15 protein-coding genes are annotated in these 15,179 nt (G+C 63.5%); 4 read left to right on the top strand and 11 right to left on the bottom strand.

What is annotated here, in order from left to right:
* Positions 1 to 4: 4 nt before the first annotated feature.
* The 8 genes from O4H53_RS10170 to O4H53_RS10135 form a co-directional block, all read right to left on the bottom strand.
* On the bottom strand, positions 5 to 886 hold the full coding sequence (locus tag O4H53_RS10170; RefSeq protein ID WP_269363488.1) for a homocysteine S-methyltransferase family protein: 882 nt from the start codon (positions 884 to 886) through the stop codon (positions 5 to 7).
* Positions 883 to 1,518, bottom strand: coding sequence for a LysE family translocator (locus O4H53_RS10165; RefSeq protein ID WP_269363486.1), 636 nt, complete (start codon positions 1,516 to 1,518; stop codon positions 883 to 885). Before O4H53_RS10165 ends, O4H53_RS10170 begins: the two co-directional genes overlap by 4 nt.
* Entirely contained in the window at positions 1,515 to 3,965 is a 2,451-nt protein-coding gene (locus O4H53_RS10160; protein WP_269363484.1) for a GcvT family protein, read from the bottom strand. The genes O4H53_RS10165 and O4H53_RS10160 overlap by 4 nt, the downstream gene beginning before the upstream one ends.
* Positions 3,958 to 4,341, bottom strand: coding sequence for a GFA family protein (locus tag O4H53_RS10155; RefSeq protein ID WP_269363482.1), 384 nt, complete (start codon positions 4,339 to 4,341; stop codon positions 3,958 to 3,960). Before O4H53_RS10155 ends, O4H53_RS10160 begins: the two co-directional genes overlap by 8 nt.
* Before the next feature lie 3 nt (positions 4,342 to 4,344).
* Positions 4,345 to 4,503, bottom strand: coding sequence for a hypothetical protein (locus O4H53_RS10150; protein ID WP_269363480.1), 159 nt, complete (start codon positions 4,501 to 4,503; stop codon positions 4,345 to 4,347).
* Between the two features lie 9 nt (positions 4,504 to 4,512).
* Complete coding sequence (locus tag O4H53_RS10145; protein WP_269363478.1) at positions 4,513 to 5,085, bottom strand: helix-turn-helix domain-containing protein; 573 nt, start codon at positions 5,083 to 5,085, stop codon at positions 4,513 to 4,515.
* 65 nt (positions 5,086 to 5,150) lie between these two features.
* The gene (locus O4H53_RS10140; protein WP_269363476.1) at positions 5,151 to 5,609 is read right to left on the bottom strand and encodes a GAF domain-containing protein; all 459 of its coding nucleotides are present in this window, start codon (positions 5,607 to 5,609) and stop codon (positions 5,151 to 5,153) included.
* A gap of 76 nt (positions 5,610 to 5,685) precedes the next feature.
* Complete coding sequence (locus O4H53_RS10135) at positions 5,686 to 6,858, bottom strand: thiolase family protein (protein WP_269363473.1); 1,173 nt, start codon at positions 6,856 to 6,858, stop codon at positions 5,686 to 5,688.
* Between the two features lie 93 nt (positions 6,859 to 6,951).
* Here O4H53_RS10135 and O4H53_RS10130 point away from each other — a divergent pair, with 93 nt between their 5' ends.
* The 3 genes from O4H53_RS10130 (at position 6,952) to O4H53_RS10120 (ending at position 9,655) form a co-directional block, all read left to right on the top strand.
* The gene (locus O4H53_RS10130) at positions 6,952 to 7,290 is read left to right on the top strand and encodes an STAS domain-containing protein (RefSeq protein ID WP_269363471.1); all 339 of its coding nucleotides are present in this window, start codon (positions 6,952 to 6,954) and stop codon (positions 7,288 to 7,290) included.
* Complete coding sequence (locus tag O4H53_RS10125; protein ID WP_269363469.1) at positions 7,283 to 7,783, top strand: ATP-binding protein; 501 nt, start codon at positions 7,283 to 7,285, stop codon at positions 7,781 to 7,783. Before O4H53_RS10130 ends, O4H53_RS10125 begins: the two co-directional genes overlap by 8 nt.
* A 294-nt stretch (positions 7,784 to 8,077) precedes the next feature.
* Positions 8,078 to 9,655, top strand: coding sequence for a gamma-glutamyltransferase family protein (locus O4H53_RS10120; RefSeq protein WP_269363467.1), 1,578 nt, complete (start codon positions 8,078 to 8,080; stop codon positions 9,653 to 9,655).
* A gap of 138 nt (positions 9,656 to 9,793) precedes the next feature.
* Here the strand turns inward: O4H53_RS10120 and hspQ are convergent, their stop codons facing one another.
* Complete coding sequence (gene hspQ, locus O4H53_RS10115) at positions 9,794 to 10,120, bottom strand: heat shock protein HspQ (RefSeq protein ID WP_114276113.1); 327 nt, start codon at positions 10,118 to 10,120, stop codon at positions 9,794 to 9,796.
* A gap of 339 nt (positions 10,121 to 10,459) precedes the next feature.
* Between hspQ and O4H53_RS10110 the strand changes: the two genes are divergently transcribed.
* Positions 10,460 to 11,044, top strand: coding sequence for a transglycosylase SLT domain-containing protein (locus O4H53_RS10110; protein WP_269363465.1), 585 nt, complete (start codon positions 10,460 to 10,462; stop codon positions 11,042 to 11,044).
* 37 nt (positions 11,045 to 11,081) lie between these two features.
* Here O4H53_RS10110 and O4H53_RS10105 read toward each other — a convergent pair whose 3' ends face one another.
* Both O4H53_RS10105 and O4H53_RS10100 read right to left on the bottom strand, forming a co-directional pair.
* Positions 11,082 to 11,681 carry a LolA family protein gene (locus O4H53_RS10105; protein WP_269363464.1) on the bottom strand — a complete coding sequence of 200 codons (600 nt, stop codon included), beginning with the start codon at positions 11,679 to 11,681 and terminating at the stop codon, positions 11,082 to 11,084.
* A 491-nt stretch (positions 11,682 to 12,172) separates the two neighbouring features.
* Complete coding sequence (locus tag O4H53_RS10100) at positions 12,173 to 15,169, bottom strand: DNA translocase FtsK (protein ID WP_269363462.1); 2,997 nt, start codon at positions 15,167 to 15,169, stop codon at positions 12,173 to 12,175.
* Between the last annotated feature and the right edge of the window lie 10 nt (positions 15,170 to 15,179).

The raw sequence follows: 15,179 nt of genomic DNA, 5'->3' as shown, positions 1-15,179 counted from the left end.
GACCTCAGACGATGGCATGACCCGCCGCGCGCAGGCGGCGGGCGATTTCGGCAATATGGGCGGGGCTGACTTCGCAACAGCCGCCGACAATGGTTGCCCCGGCATCGACCCAGCGCATGACATGATCCGCATAGCGTTCCGGCGTGAGATCGCGGCGCATGGTCAGGCTGTCCACGGTCGGCTTGTCCGCCAGGAACCCCTCCGTGATCCGCTCGAAACCATTGGCGTAACCCCCGAAGGGCAAGCCGGATTGCGCCAGTACCGGTATCGCAGCCGCAATCGCCTCGGGCACCGAGCAATTGACAAGCACCGCCTGCGCCTGCGCCCGTGCAAGCGGCAGCACCTCTGACAGCGCTTCGCCGGAGCGGAGCCTGCTGCCGTCCTGGTCATCGACCGTCAGGGCCAGCCACAGGGGCCTGCCCGCTGTGGCCGCCCCTTTCAGGACACTCTCTGCATGGGTCACCGAGGCGACGGTTTCACAGATCAGCAGATCGCAGTCCTGCGCCAGCAGCCCGGCAATCTCGGCATAATGCACCGCACCCGCCGCTGCCTCAGGATGCAGGTCAGGCCGGTAGGAGGCCATCAGCGGCCCGATGCTGCCCGCGATCCGGGGCACGCCACTGGCCCGCGCTTCTGCCAGCGCCAGCCTGTGCAACTCCTCGAACCGGTCTTCCAGCGGGGTGCCCGCCAGCCTGTCGCGGTGGATGGCATAGGTATTGGCGGTGGCCAGCGTCGCCCCGGCCCGGGTGAAATCGCGGTGGACACCGGCCACCATGCCGGGATTGTCGATCATCACCTGGGTGGACCACAAGGGCGTCGGGTTGTCGCCCGCGCGGTGGATCAGCTCCTGGCCCATGCCGCCATCGAGAAGGGTGATATCGCTCATTGCCGCGCCTCGGCGCTCAGGTCGCGGCTGGCCAGCAGGGCCGCGGCGGCGATCATCAGCGCGCCGGAAATCCGGTTCACCCAGTCCCCGCTGAGCGCGCGCAGGCGCCCCAGTGTCCGTGTCGCGGTCCAGCCCCACAGCAGCAGCACCGCACCATCGACCAGCAGATAGGTGATCCCGAGGATCAGCAGCTGCGGCAGGACGGCCTGTGCCGGGTCGATGAACTGCGGGAAAAGCGCGCCAAAGAAGACCACCGCATAGGGGTTGGCGGAAGAGGTGAGGAACCCCTGCCGGAACAGGATGCCGGTGCGGGCGTCACGGGCCGCACCCGGCGCCGCCGCACCGCCCCGTGTCATCATCAGGCGCAGTCCGATCCAGGCGAGATAGGCCACGCCGCCCCATTTGATGATCCAGATCGCATCGGCAGAGGCCGCGATGATGGCTGTCAGCCCAAAGGCCGCCGCCGTCATCTGCAGCGCATTGGCCGATAGGTCGCCCGCAATCGTGGCCGCGCTGCGGCGCAGCCCGTGGCGCAGGGAATTGGAGATGATCAGCAGCTGGCTCGTGTCCGGCGGCGTCAGGAAAAACGCGGCCAGCACCCCCAGATAGATCAGATATGTCTCGATGCTCATGCGCGCAGCCTTTCGTTTTCAGGATCCCAAAGCGGTTGATCCGGCTGCACCACCGCCGGGCAGAGTTTGCCAAAGATGTTGATCTGCACTTGCGTGCCGGGTTCGGCAAGATCCGCGCGGATGGTGCCCAGCGCGATGGATTTGCCCAGCCGGTAGCCCCAGTCACCACTGGTGGTCTCTCCCACGACCTCGCCCTTGTGGATCACCGTGGACATATAGGGCGCGTCCTGATCGCCCGCCGCGACGATCATGGTGACAAAACGTTTCTTCACACCTGCCTGTTTCTCGGCCAGCAAAGCCGCCTTGCCGGGAAAGCCCTTCGGCTTGTCAAAGCGGATGAACCGGTCAAGGCCCGCCTCAAGCAGGGTGTAATCCGTCGACAGGTCGCCCTTCCACGCGCGATAGCCCTTTTCGATCCGCATGGCGTTCAGCGCCCACATGCCAAAGGGTTTCACCCCCGCGCTCAGCAGCGCATCCCAGATCGGCGGCATCGCCCCGGGAGCTGCATGCAGCTCCCAGCCCAGCTCGCCCGCGAAGGACACCCGCAGCAGCGCGGCCTCCTGCCCCGCGACCGTGCCCGCCATGCTGACCGACAGCCAGGGGGCCGTCAGGTCATGGCCCTGGGTCAAAGGGGCAAGGATGTCCCGTGCCTTCGGGCCGGTGACCAGCAGGCAATCCACCTCGTCAGAATGGTCCGTCACGGCAATGCCCGCGGGCGCCTGCCGCTGAAAGTACTCGGCGTCGTGCCACTGCGCCACGGCAGCGGTGATCAGACCCACGTCGTCCGGCCCGTGCACCATCACGCTGGTCTCGGTCACGATGCGGCCACGGTCGTCGGGGAAATAGGCCAGGCCGACGCGCCCCGGCACCGGCAGGGCCGATGCGGTCAGCCCGTCAATGAAATCCCGCGCGCCCGGGCCCTTGACCCTGAGCCGGGTGAAGCCGCAGATCGGCAGCATCCCGCAGTGATCGCGCACCGCTTCCACCTCCTCGCGGATGCGGGGCGCCCAGGGGCCGTTGCGGTCCCAGGTCTGGGTCGCTTCCTCGGATGTGTCATCGCCCGGCTGGGCAAACCAATTGGCCCGTTCCCAGCCGTTGTAGGCGCCAAATTGCGCGCCCGCGTCCCGCAGGCGGGAATGCAGCGACGACAGTTTCTTGTCGCGCCCCGCTGGCCAGGCGTGACGCGGGAAATGCATCGCGTATTCATGGCCATAGGTCTCCAGCGCCTTGGCCAGCGTATAGTCGTGATCGGCATAATGGGTGTAGCGGCGGGGGTCGACCGCCCACATGTCCTGCTCTGTCTGGCCGTGCATGATCCATTCAGACAAGACCTTGCCCGCGCCCCCGCCCTGGGCAATGCCGAAGGTGAAAGAATGCCCTTCGAACGCGTTCCGCACGCCCGGCATCGGCCCCACCATGGGCAACCCGTCAGGGGCATAGGGGATCGGGCCATTGATGTTGCGGCCAACCCCGGCACTGCCCAGGATCGGCACCCGCGCCATCGCGTCCTCGATGTAATATTCCAGCCGCTCCAGATCGTCGGGGTAAAGCTGAAAGCTGAAATCCTCCGGCATCGGGTCGTCCGGCGTGACCCAATGCGCCTTGCAGTTCCGCTCGTAGGGGCCAAGGTTCAGGCCGTTCTTGTCCTGCCGCAGATAATAGGACGTATCGACGTCGCGCAGCAGCGGGACCTTGTGTCCCTTCTCTTTGGTCCATGCCTCAAGCTCGGCAATCGGCTCGGTCAGGAAATACTGGTGCGACATGACCACCATCGGCACGGTGCGCCCGCCGAAGGGCTTGAACATCTCGCCCACACGTTGCGCGTAGTACCCCGCGCAATTGGCCACATATTCGCAGCGGATATCACCCTTGGGGGTCTTCACGATCCATTCGTCGCCCGCGCGGTCAATGCCGATGGCCGGGCAAAAGCGTTCGATCCGCCCGCCCGCATCCCGCGCCCCCTTGGCCAGCGCCTGGGTCAGCTGCGCCGGGTCGATGTCGCCGTCCAGCGGGTCCCACAGCCCCCCCATCAGATCATGGGTTTCCATGAAGGGATGCTTTTCCTTCAGCTCGTCCGGCGTGCAGACGGTCATCTCCAGCCCCTGGTATTGCCCCATGGAGGCGACACGTTCGAATTCCTGCATCCGCTCCTTCGAATGGGCCAGCCTGACAGAGCCGGTGACGTGGTAGTTCATCGGATAGCCCACGTCATCGCCCAGGGTGCGGTACATCGCGGCGGCATAGCGCTGCATGTTCATCACCGCCCAGGAACCGGCAAAGTTCGGCACATTGCCCGCCGCATGCCATGTGGACCCCGCCGTCAGCTCGTTCTTTTCCAGCAGGACGCAATCGGTCCAGCCCGCCCTGGCCAGATGACAAAGGGTCGAGGCCCCGACGACGCCACCGCCGATGATGACGACACGCGCGGTTGTGGGGAACTCACTCATCTGCCCCTGCCTCCCGTGGGCCGGTGGCCGGAATGTCATAGTAATCGCCCTTGTCGGCGGTGAAGATGTGCCGTTCCAGATGCAGGCCGGTCTCCCCGTCGAGCGCACCCAGCGCCACGCCGATTTCGTCCTCGTCTTCACTTTTCCAGAACAGGAAGGAGCCGCAGGTCGGGCAAAAGCCGCGTTTGGCGCTGTCAGATGCCGCGTACCAGCGTACCGGGCCGGACACCCTGAACCCCTCCATCCAGACATTCACGGAGGCCCAGTAATGGCCCGATTGCTTGCGGCACTGGCTGCAATGGCAGGCCGCCGGATCGCGGGCCGTGCGCGCTGCCGTGAAAGTGATCTTGCCGCACAGGCAGCTGCCTTTGAGCATGGTTCAACTCCTTGTCGGGGTGGTGGCGGTGCCCGGCAGGACACCGTTCAGAATGAAACAAAGCGCCATGATCCAGCGCACCGGGCTGTCGAAGACTGCCCCCGGTCTGGCGCCAAACACCAGCCGGAAAAGGGCAGTTAGGATCCGGGTTTCAAAGCTCATGCCATCAACCTAATACACCGGCGGCGCGATGACCCAGATCGCCACAGCGGGGGCATCGAAAGGGTTGGCCCAGCGGAACGCCTCGCCGCGGATGCGAAAGCTGTCGCCGGGGTTCAGCAGATGGGTTGTGCCCTCGATCTCGATCTCCAGCCTGCCTGACACAAGGTATCCGACTTCCTGGGTGGGTCGGCTGACCGGCGCCTTGATGCGGCTGTGGGGCTGAAAGGTGGAATGGACGACTTCAAAATCATCCGTAAGGTCGGGAGAGAGCAACTCCTCCACCAGCCCGGCCACATCAGAGCCGATGGGCCGCCGCGCGCCGCGGCGCACCACATAGCCCGCCTCATGCGCCGGGGCTGCGGCATGGCGGAACAACATGGAGACGGAAACCCCCAGGCAGGCCGCGATATGGCGCAGATCGGTGATCGAAGGTTCAGAGATGCCCCGTTCGACCTGGCTGAGCCAGCCGACGGAACGGCCAAGGGCATTGGACAGATCCGTCAGGGTCAGATCCCGGCTCTTGCGCAGGGCGCGCAGGTCCGCTCCAAGCGAAAAGGGTGAATCTGGCGCGCTGTGCTGCATGATGCCCTGGGTGAAAATTACGTCTCCATTTTCACGCTAGACCCGGGAAATGAAATTTTCCAGTATTATTTCACTTGTTGGAAAACCGACTGCAAGATGTCGCCAAGGGCGGTGGCATCCTTGTGCGAAAAGGCATCGGGCTGATCGCTGTCGATGTCGAACACCGCGATCAATGTGCCGGTGCCGTCGCGGACGGGCAGCACCAGTTCCGACCGCGTGGTCGAGGCGCAGGCGATGTGACCCGGGAAAGCATCCACATCCGGCACCAGCTGCACCCTGCCTTCCCGCGCGGCCGCCCCGCAGACCCCGCGCGAGAACGGAATCACCAGGCAACCATGGCCGCCCTGATAGGGCCCGATCTTGAGCAGTTCCGGCGCGGTGACGCGGTAGAAGCCAGTCCAGTCGAAGCGGTCGTCGGCGTGATGGACCTCGCAGGCGACGGTGGCCATCAGGGCAACGGCATCGTCCTCGCCTTCGGTCAGCGCCGCGATGGTCTTGGCCAGGGTGTCATAGTCAACTTGCACGGGGTGTTTCCTTGAACGGGAGCGCCGGGGGCTGTCCGCCGCCCGGCCCCCCGAGATTATGTATGGTAAAAAGAAATCATACGCGCTCGATGGCGATGGCAGTGCCTTCGCCGCCACCGATACAGATCGCGGCAATGCCACGGCGCAGGTTGCGCTTTTCCAATGCGTTCAGCAGCGTGACCATGATCCGCGCGCCGGAGGCACCGATGGGATGGCCCAGCGCGCAGGCGCCGCCGTTGACGTTCACGATGTCATGATCCAGCCCCATCTCATGCATGAAGGCCATGGGAACGACGGCAAAGGCCTCGTTGACCTCCCACAGGTCCACGTCCTCTTTCTTCCAGCCGATCCGTTCCAGCAGCTTTTTCGCGGCGGGCACCGGGGCGGTGGTGAAAAGACCCGGTTCCTGCGCGTGGCTGGCATGGCCAAGGATACGCGCGCGGATGTTGAGCCCCTGCGCCTCGGCCGCTTCTTCCGAAGCGAGGATCAGCGCGGCGGCCCCGTCAGAGATCGACGAGGAATTGGCCGCCGTCACCGTGCCGCCCTGACGGAAGGCAGGTTTCAGCTGCGGGATCTTGTCCGGTCGGGCCTGCGCGGGCTGTTCATCGGCGGCAATGCTTGTGCTGCCGCCGCGCGAGGTCACTTCGACCACGGCGATTTCATCGCTGAACGCACCGCTGTCCTGTGCCGCGATGGCACGCGACAGCGAGGCCAGAGCGTATTCATCCTGACGTTCGCGGGTGAACTGATAGGTTTCGGCACAATCCTCGGCAAAAGTGCCCATGAGGCGGCCCTTGTCATAGGCGTCTTCGAGACCGTCAAGAAACATGTGGTCGATCACCGCCCCATGGCCAAGCCGCGCGCCGCCGCGCATCTTTGGCAGCACATAGGGCGCGTTGGTCATGCTTTCCATGCCGCCCGCTGCGATGACATCGGTATGGCCGAGCGCGATCTGGTCAAAGGCGATCATCGCGGCCTTCATGCCCGAGCCGCACATCTTGTTCAGGGTGGTGGCGGGCACGTCCTGCCCCAGACCGGCGGCGAAACCGGCCTGGCGGGCGGGGGCCTGGCCCTGTCCGGCGGGCAGGACGCAGCCCATCAGCACCTCCTGGACCACGGCGGGCCCGGCATTTTCCAGCGCGGCCCTGATGGCATGGCCCCCCAGCTCTGACGCCGTAAGGCCCGCGAAAGCCCCCTGAAAACCGCCCATCGGGGTGCGAGACGCACCAGAAATCACGACATTCCGCATCACATTCTCCTGTTTGTCCCGGCCGTTGGTTACCGAATGATAATCTTTGGTCACTATCTAACGGCTTCACCAGTTGGGTCTAGAGGTCTGTCTATGCAAGTTTCCGTCAAAACAGAAGCTGACTTCTGCGTGGTCGGTTTGCGCGAACAGCGGATCGACGCCGCGGTCGCGCTGGATTTCAAGGAGACGATGCGCCAGGCCGCCCAGGGAGCGGGCGAAAACATCATTCTGGACCTGAGCGACGTCACCTTCATCGATTCCAGCGGTCTGGGCGCGATCGTGGCAACGATGAAATTCCTTGCCCCGGACCGGTCGCTGATCCTGGCGGGCATGACAGCCCCGGTTGACCGGGTGTTCAAACTGACACGGATGGATTCGGTCTTTGCCATCTTCCCCACACTTGCCGCCGCGCTGAGCGGTCAACATGCCTGAGCAGGCGGCCATGACCAGTTCCACGGCGCTGTCGCCGGAAACCCTGCCCTTTCCTTTCGATATCCGCTTCAAAAGCAGCAAGCCCGCTGTCCGCGAGGCTTTGGCAGGGGTGCGTCAGGCGCTGGCCCCTCTGGAACTGGATATGGAGGAGCTGCAAACGGTAGAACTTGTGCTGGCAGAGGTGCTGAACAACATCGTCGAACACGCATATGCGGAGCAGGAGCCGGCGCCGGATGACCTGATCACCCTGCGCGGCGACCACAGGGGGGACGGTCTGCATTTCCGGATCATCGACCGGGGCGAGGCCATGCCCGACGGCAAACCGCCGCTGGGGAATGCGCAGCCGATCAGCCCCGTGATCGAGGACCTGCCCGAAGGCGGCTTTGGCTGGTTCCTGATTCGCGACCTTGCCAAGGATGTGTGTTACCGCCGCATCGGCGCGGAAAACCTTCTGGACCTGCGGCTGGCGATTGCCCTGAACCTGCAGGGATAACCGGTTTCGCCCGCCTGCACAGGCATTTCCGCAACCGGCGGGTGGCGGTGGCAGCTCTGACAACCCAGGGGAGAACGACCCGGACCGCCAAAAGGCCTTATTGTGATCATATTCGCGCCACCGTTGTAGGACATTTTCCGCCTTGTAGCTGCATATGGCTTCCCTCGGCGCTGCGTTTAATTGCCCCCACCCAGTGCGTGGCGTCGAGGTACTTTCCCGATCAGTCCCACCCGACATTGGCAGTCCCGAAGCGACGCGCTAGGTTGCCGCGAAACATTGATGTTGGGAAACCATATGCGCGACTTTCACCTGCCCGGACGTTCTCCTGTCATTGCGGCCAACGGCCTGTGCGCCACGTCACACCCCCTGGCCGCCAAAACGGCGGTCGAGATGCTGGAGCGTGGCGGCAACGCGATGGATGCGGCGATTGCCGCCGGGGTCCTGCTGGGCATCTGCGAACCGCAGATGACCGGGATCGGCGGGGATTGCTTTGTTCTTTACACCCTGCCCGGCAGCAACGAAGTGCATGCGCTGAACGGATCGGGGCGCGCACCTGCGGAGGCCGATGCGGCGCAGCTGCGGCAACGCGGGGAGAGCACCGTGCCGCTGTACGGGGCTGATGCGGTGACCATACCCGGCGCGATCGACACCTTTTGCCACCTGTCGGAAACTGTCGGCACCGCGGGTCTGGACGCGCTTCTCGCCCCTGCCATCCGCTATGCCGATGCCGGGGTGCCGGTCGCGCCGCGCGTCGCCTTTGACTGGGCGCGCGAGACGGAAAAGCTGAAAGGTGCGGCGCGGGATTACTATCTGATCGACGGCAAGGCGCCGCAGGTGGGCCAGAATTTCCGCGCGCCCGGTCAGGCCGAAGTGCTGCGGCGCATCGCCAAAGACGGCAGAGATGCCTTCTACACCGGCGAAATCGCCGAGGACATGCTGCGCGCGCTGAACGATCAGGGCGGCTTGCACAGCCCCGAGGATTTTGCCGCGGTTGCCGCGACGCCGGCCACTCCCGTTGCAGGCCCCTACAAGGGCATCGAAGTGGTCGAGCATCCGCCAAACGGCCAGGGTGCAACGGCGCTGCTGCTGCTCAACATTCTGGATCAGTTCGACATTGCAGGCATGGACCCCTTTGGCGCCGAGCGTATCCACATAGAGGCCGAAGCGACCAAGCTGGCCTATGATGCCCGGAACCGTTTCCTGGCGGACCCGGATCACACCACCCGGCTGGATCATATGCTGTCGGGTGAAACCGCGCAGAGGCTGGCGGCGCTGATCGACCCCAGGCGCGCGATGGCTTCGCCCGCTGCCCTCTCCGAACAGGTTCACAAGGATACCGTCTATGTCACGGTGGTGGACAGGGACGGCATGACGGTCTCGCTGATCTATTCCATTTTCCACGGTTTCGGATCGGGTATCGCATCGGAAAAATTCGGCATCCTGCTGCAGAACCGGGGGGCCGGATTCACCCTGGAGGAAGGCCATGCGAACGAGCTGAAGGGCGGCAAGCGCCCGATGCACACCATCATTCCGGGCATGATCCGCGAGAATGGCAAGGTGATCATGCCCTTTGGCGTCATGGGCGGGGCCTATCAGCCCTGTGGCCATGCGCGCTTTGCCTCGAATCTGCAGGATTTCGGCATGGATGTGCAAAGCGCCATCGACGCGCCGCGCGCCTTTTCCGATCAGGGGGTGCTGAAGGTGGAACGGGGATACCCCGATGCGATCCGTGCGCAGCTGAGCGACATGGGCCACACGGTCGAAATTCCGGATGTCGCCCTTGGCGGTGCGCAGGCCATCCTGATGCGCCCGGATGGCATGTTGGAAGGGGCCAGCGACCCGCGCAAGGATGGATGCGCGCTGGGGTACTGACCGGCCCGCCGCAGGCGGCCAGTGGCGCGCCTGCGGTGCCCATCGTTGAGCAAAACAGGCATCGAGGTTCCCCGCGGAGAACCCAACATTTTGCTAATGTGGAATAGTTATTGGTTAACGCCGGAGGTTTCCGGCCCGTCAGTTCAGCTGGAAATGCAGCGGATAGGATCCATCGGTGAAGGGGCCGAACAGGTCGGGGATATCGGGATGGTCCACCGGCTCCCCTGAATAATCCGCGACAAGGTTCTGTTCCGACACATAGGCCACGTAGTAGCTTTGATCGTTTTCCGCCAGCAGGTGATAGAAGGGCTGATCCTTGACCGGGCGGTTTTCCTTGGGAATCGATTCATACCATTCATCGGTATTTGCAAATTCCGGGTCGACATCAAAAATCACCCCGCGAAACGGGTGCTTCTTGTGCCGGACAATCTGCCCGAGATGATATTTCGCGCGCGTGCGTAGCATAACATTGCAGCCCCTACCCTTCGTTAGTAATCGGTTCAAGGGGCATTTGTCCAATCACGCATGAAACGGCAAAGGAAACAAACTGTTGCACCTCGCATCTATCGGGTTTCCGGTTCATGTTGTATCGCCATTCCCCTGCCCCGGTTCGTCACCCAGCGTGCCATCACGCGGTTGGTGCCGATTCGCAGGCGGTGGCCGGTCCGGACGTGGTTTCGACACTGATGTCGGTGGGCGCATTACCGCTTTTGCTGGCGGTTCTGCTGTAAAATTTTTGATGTGATCCGGCATCAAAATGGCGTATGCTGTGACAAAATAAAAAAACGACCAAGCGAGAGGCAAATGAGCAAAACTCTTCGCGCTATGATAATTGTACTGATGGTCGCCTCCTGCGGGGGCGGGCAGTCGTCTGCGCCAAATGATCTGGACAACGCCTGTACAATTCTCAGAGAGCGCCCCGAATACTACAAGGCGTTCCGCAAGGTGGAACGCAAATGGGGTGTGCCGGTGCATGTGCAGATGGCCACCATCCACCAGGAAAGCAAGTTCGTGTCGGACGCGCGCACGCCGTTCAAATACGTGCTGGGCGTGATCCCGATGGGGCGGCAGTCAAGCGCCTTCGGGTATTCTCAGGCGCTTGATGCCACCTGGGAGGAATACCGCAAGGCGCAGAACCGGCGGTCGGCCAAGCGGGACAGGATCAATGACGCCAGCGATTTCATGGGCTGGTACATGAACCAGACCCGCGACCGCAACGGCATTGCCCTGCATGACGCGCGCAATCAGTACCTGGCCTATCACGAAGGCCACACGGGATTTGCGCGGGCCACCTACAACAACAAATCCTGGCTGGTCGCCGTGGCGGGCAAGGTCGAGGCCCGTTCGCTGATGTATGAGCAGCAGATCGCGGGTTGCCGCTTGCGGTGAGGTGATTGGCCCCGGTTGATGCCGGGGCCGCTGCCTTCTACCTTTTGGGTGTGCTGCCGGGACGGCCGGTGTCGAACAGGCTGTTGGGCAGCGATACGCCCGTTTGCAAATCCCCCAGCACCACGGTGGTGAGAGAGCCGCTGCCATCATTGATGATCCATTGGCGCAGTTCCACCGGGTTGCCGGTGAACTTCAGCTGGATGTTGCCGTATTGCGGGTTTTCCGGATCCTGTGCCGTTACCACGGTGGCGGTGCCGTCATAGCTATGGCCGGTGACCATATTGGCGCGGGCCAGATCCACCTTTTTGGCCAGAATGATCGACAGCGGTGTGCGCGACAGCGGATAGCTTTCTGCGGGCTGGTTCGACTTCTTGTCGTAGATCACCACGGTGTTTGCCCCGGCCACCACCATTGCGGAGTCGGGCGGGTTGTATTCGAACCGCACCTTGCCGGGCCGCTTGATATAGATGGTGCCGGTGCTGATCGAGCCGTCGTCATTGATCTGGGTGAAATCGCCCTTGGCCGTCTGCAGCTGGTTCAGATAGGCCGATATGTCGTTCAGCGGCAGTTTTTGCGCCGCAGCCGCAACGGGGCTCAGCAGGGCAAGTGCAAGTACGATGGGTTTCATCAGTCGCATTGTGATCTTCCTGTGTGTTCAGTTGGAACAGAGATAGGGCGGAACCCGGTGATATGCGATATCAGGTCGCGGTTTTCTGCTTACATCCCGACGGAAGCGCCGGGGCGGCTCTGGTGCGCTACTGCTTCGTCGATACGTGATACAGATTTGGGTAGGGTGTTCCACAATGGAAGACCAGCCTGACGCGAAGCGCAAGCCGGGCCGTCGCCTGCCCGGGGTAGGCGATGCTGGCTTATGTTCATGGCACTTTATCTCTCAACCATGATGAGCCCCATCGGGGACACTCCCAGCCTCACCAAATCGCCTACCCGAGGGGCGGGCAGGCGATGGCCCGGCGCCTTCGGCTTGTTCCGGGCTTTGGGTGCCACATCGGTCAGCCCCGGCCATCAAAGCGGGTATCGTTATAGCGTCTGACGCTATAAAAAAAGCCGCCGGAGCGTTTCCGGCGGCTGTTGGCGCATGTAGCAAACAGGGCATAGAGGAGGTAAGCCTTATCCCTGTTCCGGCACCAGTATTTCGCGTTTGCCCACGTGGTTGGCAGGAGAGACGAGACCTTCCTCCTCCATCTGCTCCACCAGGCGGGCGGCCTTGTTGTATCCGATGGCCAGCTTGCGCTGGATGTAGGATGTCGAACACTTGCGGTCCTTGATCACCACCTGCACGGCCGTGTCGTAAAGCGCGTCCTCGCCATCGGTGTTGCCGCCTGTGTTCAGCCCCAGCACCGCGTCGATGTCGCTTTCCTTGTCATCGGGCGGGCCTTGTACCACGCCGGAGACATAATCGGGTTCACCGAACTGCTTGAGGTGGTTGACGATTTCCTCGACCTCCTCGTCCGAGACAAAGGGGCCGTGGCAGCGGGTGATCTTGGCCCCGCCGGCCATATAGAGCATGTCGCCCATGCCCAGAAGCTGTTCGGCCCCCATTTCGCCCAGGATCGTCCGGCTGTCGATCTTCGACGTCACCTGGAAGGAGATCCGGGTGGGGAAGTTCGCCTTGATGGTCCCGGTGATGACATCGACGGAAGGCCGCTGTGTCGCCATGATCAGGTGAATGCCGGAGGCCCGCGCCATCTGTGCAAGACGCTGGATGCAGGCCTCGATCTCCTTGCCGGCAACCATCATCAGGTCGGCCATCTCGTCGACGATGACGACGATATAGGGCAGCGCGACCGGTGTGGTTTCCTCGGTCTCGAAGATCGGCTCTCCGGTGTCCTCGTCAAATCCGGTCTGAACGGTCCGGCTGAACAGCTCGCCCTTGGCCAGCGCGTCGCGCACGCGGCCATTGTAGCCCTCGATGTTGCGCACGCCCATCTTGGACATCTTGCGATAGCGTTCTTCCATTTCGCCCACGGTCCATTTCAGCGCAACGACGGCCTTCTTGGGGTCGGTGACGACGGGGGACAGCAGATGCGGGATACCGTCATAGACGGAAAGTTCCAGCATCTTGGGGTCGATCATGATCAGACGGCATTCCTGCGGGGTCAGCTTGTAGAGCAGCGACAGGATCATCGTGTTGATGGCCACGGATTTACCGGAACCGGTGGTCCCCGCGATCAGCAGGTGAGGCATCTTGGCGAGGTTGGCCACGATGGGATCACCACCGATGTCCTTGCCCAGCGCCAGCGGCAGGCGTTGATTGCCATCCCCGAAATCGCGGCTGGAGAGGATCTCCCGCAGGACCACTTTTTCGCGGCTCTCGTTGGGCAGTTCGATGCCGATCACGCTGCGCCCCGGCACAGTGGAAACCCGGGCGGAGAGCGCGGCCATTGACCGTGCAATGTCGTCTGCCAGACCGATCACGCGGCTTGCCTTGAGGCCCGGCGCGGGTTCCAGCTCGTACATGGTCACCACCGGGCCGGGGCGGACCGCGACGATCTCTCCCTTGACGCCATAGTCGTCCAGCACGGTTTCCAGCATCCGGGCGTTTTCTTCCAGTGCCTCATCGCTGAGGTGCAGGCGCTGAACGGTGTCGGGGCTTTCCAGCAGGCTCAGCGGCGGCAGTTCGAAACCGGGATGGGTGTCTTCAAAGGTCAGGGTCGGCTGCGCTTCGGCCTGGGCCTGTTTCGAGGGCTGCACCGGCTTGCGGACCGGTTGCTGCACCACCGCGCGGCGCGGCTCGGCCACGGGGATGGCAGGGGCGCCCGGTGCGGCCTGTTGCAGCGGCAGGGCCTCGGCAGTCCCGATGTCAGCTTCGTCATATGTATCGCCATAGGTATCGTAGCTGTCGTCCATCGGCGCATATGCATGCGCGTCCTCTGCCACCGGTGCCGGGGCTGCCATGGAGGCGGCGCTGACGCCAGGGACCGACAGGCGCGGCGCGGTCAGGGGCGGTTCTGCCCGGCCGAGCTGTGCCGCCTGCGATGTCAGGGGCGGTTCGGGCGGCAATTGTGTGGCGGGTGCGGTTTTCAACACCAGCGGATCAGGCCCCCTGCCCCGCCCGCGGGTCAGCGGTGCGGTTGTCGGCGTGTGCACCGCAGTGGTGCTGCGCACGCGGTTCTTGATCACATCGGCGATCTTGGAGCGGATCCGGTCGCTGCCCGGTTCTTCCTCTTCCACCACGGCGTCGGAATAGGTTTCCACCAGCTCGGGTTCCGGCATCGGGTCGGGGCGTTTGATCAGGCCCGGCATGCGGCCCAGCAGGCTGGTCTTGGCCGGTTCGGCCTGCGCATATTCCTCCAGCACGGGTTCGGCGCGGGGCATGTTGCGCTGGACGGCAATAGCCGAGGCTTCCTGCTGCGCTGCGAAGGCCGCGTTCTCTTCTGCCTCGATGCGCAGACGTTCGCGCCGCTCGGATTGGCGGGCCTGCAGTGTCTGGGCCGCCTGAACGGCACCGGATGCGCCACGCCCCATGATGTTCATCATCGTGGCATAGGCCATGATTGTCCCCACCAGCAGGAAGCGGCCAATGCGGTTCAGTTCGGATCTGGTGAAGCCGAGCACGAAAGCGCCCAGCGCCAGGATACCCAGCCCCATGACGACCGACATGAATTTCACGGTGAAGGCCGATCCGATCGGCAGGACTGTCAGGATCGCGCCCATCACGGTATCGCCGAACAGGCCACCCAGGCCAAAGCTGTGCGTCTGGAGCCATTCCGGCCCCGGTGCCAGGGTCGCCGCGTAGATCGAGCCAAGGGCCACGGCAATCGGTGCAAAGATCAACCGGCCCAATGCCCGGTCCTGCCCCCAATGCAATGCAAAGCGGCCCCCCCAGAACAGCAGGATAGCGGCCAGACCCCATGCGCCCCAGCCAACGATCATGAACAGCGGTGCCGCGATGGAGGCCCCCATGCGGCCCATCCAGTTCTGCACCGGCGCATCGGTGGAGACCATCCAGTTGGGATCGTCCGGCGTGTAGCTGCCGATCATCATTGCGGCCATCACGCCCAGCATGATCAGAGCCAGACCCAACAGTTCCTTGCCACGCTTTTCAAGCGCCTCGGTCATGTTGCTGTCCAGCAGGGGGTCACGCCCACGGGTCTGATATGCCATTGCTCGGTTC

The sequence above is a fragment of the Sulfitobacter sp. G21635-S1 genome, from assembly GCF_027213915.1.
Taxonomy (GTDB): Bacteria; Pseudomonadota; Alphaproteobacteria; order Rhodobacterales; family Rhodobacteraceae; genus Sulfitobacter.
Note: the sequence above shows the minus strand (reverse complement) of the source record. Positions and strands in the feature narration are given on the sequence as shown.

Bases quoted from the DNA above. Each gene is read 5' to 3' on its own strand.
- hspQ (WP_114276113.1), bottom strand. From the start codon at position 10,120: ATGCTACGCACGCGCGCGAAATATCATCTCGGGCAGATTGTCCGGCAC.
- O4H53_RS10125 (WP_269363469.1), top strand. From the start codon at position 7,283: ATGCCTGAGCAGGCGGCCATGACCAGTTCCACGGCGCTGTCGCCGGAA.
- O4H53_RS10105 (WP_269363464.1), bottom strand. From the start codon at position 11,681: ATGCGACTGATGAAACCCATCGTACTTGCACTTGCCCTGCTGAGCCCC.
- O4H53_RS10100 (WP_269363462.1), bottom strand. From the start codon at position 15,169: ATGGCATATCAGACCCGTGGGCGTGACCCCCTGCTGGACAGCAACATG.
- O4H53_RS10170 (WP_269363488.1), bottom strand. From the start codon at position 886: ATGAGCGATATCACCCTTCTCGATGGCGGCATGGGCCAGGAGCTGATC.
- O4H53_RS10120 (WP_269363467.1), top strand. From the start codon at position 8,078: ATGCGCGACTTTCACCTGCCCGGACGTTCTCCTGTCATTGCGGCCAAC.
- O4H53_RS10165 (WP_269363486.1), bottom strand. From the start codon at position 1,518: ATGAGCATCGAGACATATCTGATCTATCTGGGGGTGCTGGCCGCGTTT.
- O4H53_RS10110 (WP_269363465.1), top strand. From the start codon at position 10,460: ATGAGCAAAACTCTTCGCGCTATGATAATTGTACTGATGGTCGCCTCC.
- O4H53_RS10145 (WP_269363478.1), bottom strand. From the start codon at position 5,085: ATGCAGCACAGCGCGCCAGATTCACCCTTTTCGCTTGGAGCGGACCTG.
- O4H53_RS10135 (WP_269363473.1), bottom strand. From the start codon at position 6,858: ATGCGGAATGTCGTGATTTCTGGTGCGTCTCGCACCCCGATGGGCGGT.
- O4H53_RS10150 (WP_269363480.1), bottom strand. From the start codon at position 4,503: ATGAGCTTTGAAACCCGGATCCTAACTGCCCTTTTCCGGCTGGTGTTT.
- O4H53_RS10160 (WP_269363484.1), bottom strand. From the start codon at position 3,965: ATGAGTGAGTTCCCCACAACCGCGCGTGTCGTCATCATCGGCGGTGGC.
- O4H53_RS10155 (WP_269363482.1), bottom strand. From the start codon at position 4,341: ATGCTCAAAGGCAGCTGCCTGTGCGGCAAGATCACTTTCACGGCAGCG.
- O4H53_RS10130 (WP_269363471.1), top strand. From the start codon at position 6,952: ATGCAAGTTTCCGTCAAAACAGAAGCTGACTTCTGCGTGGTCGGTTTG.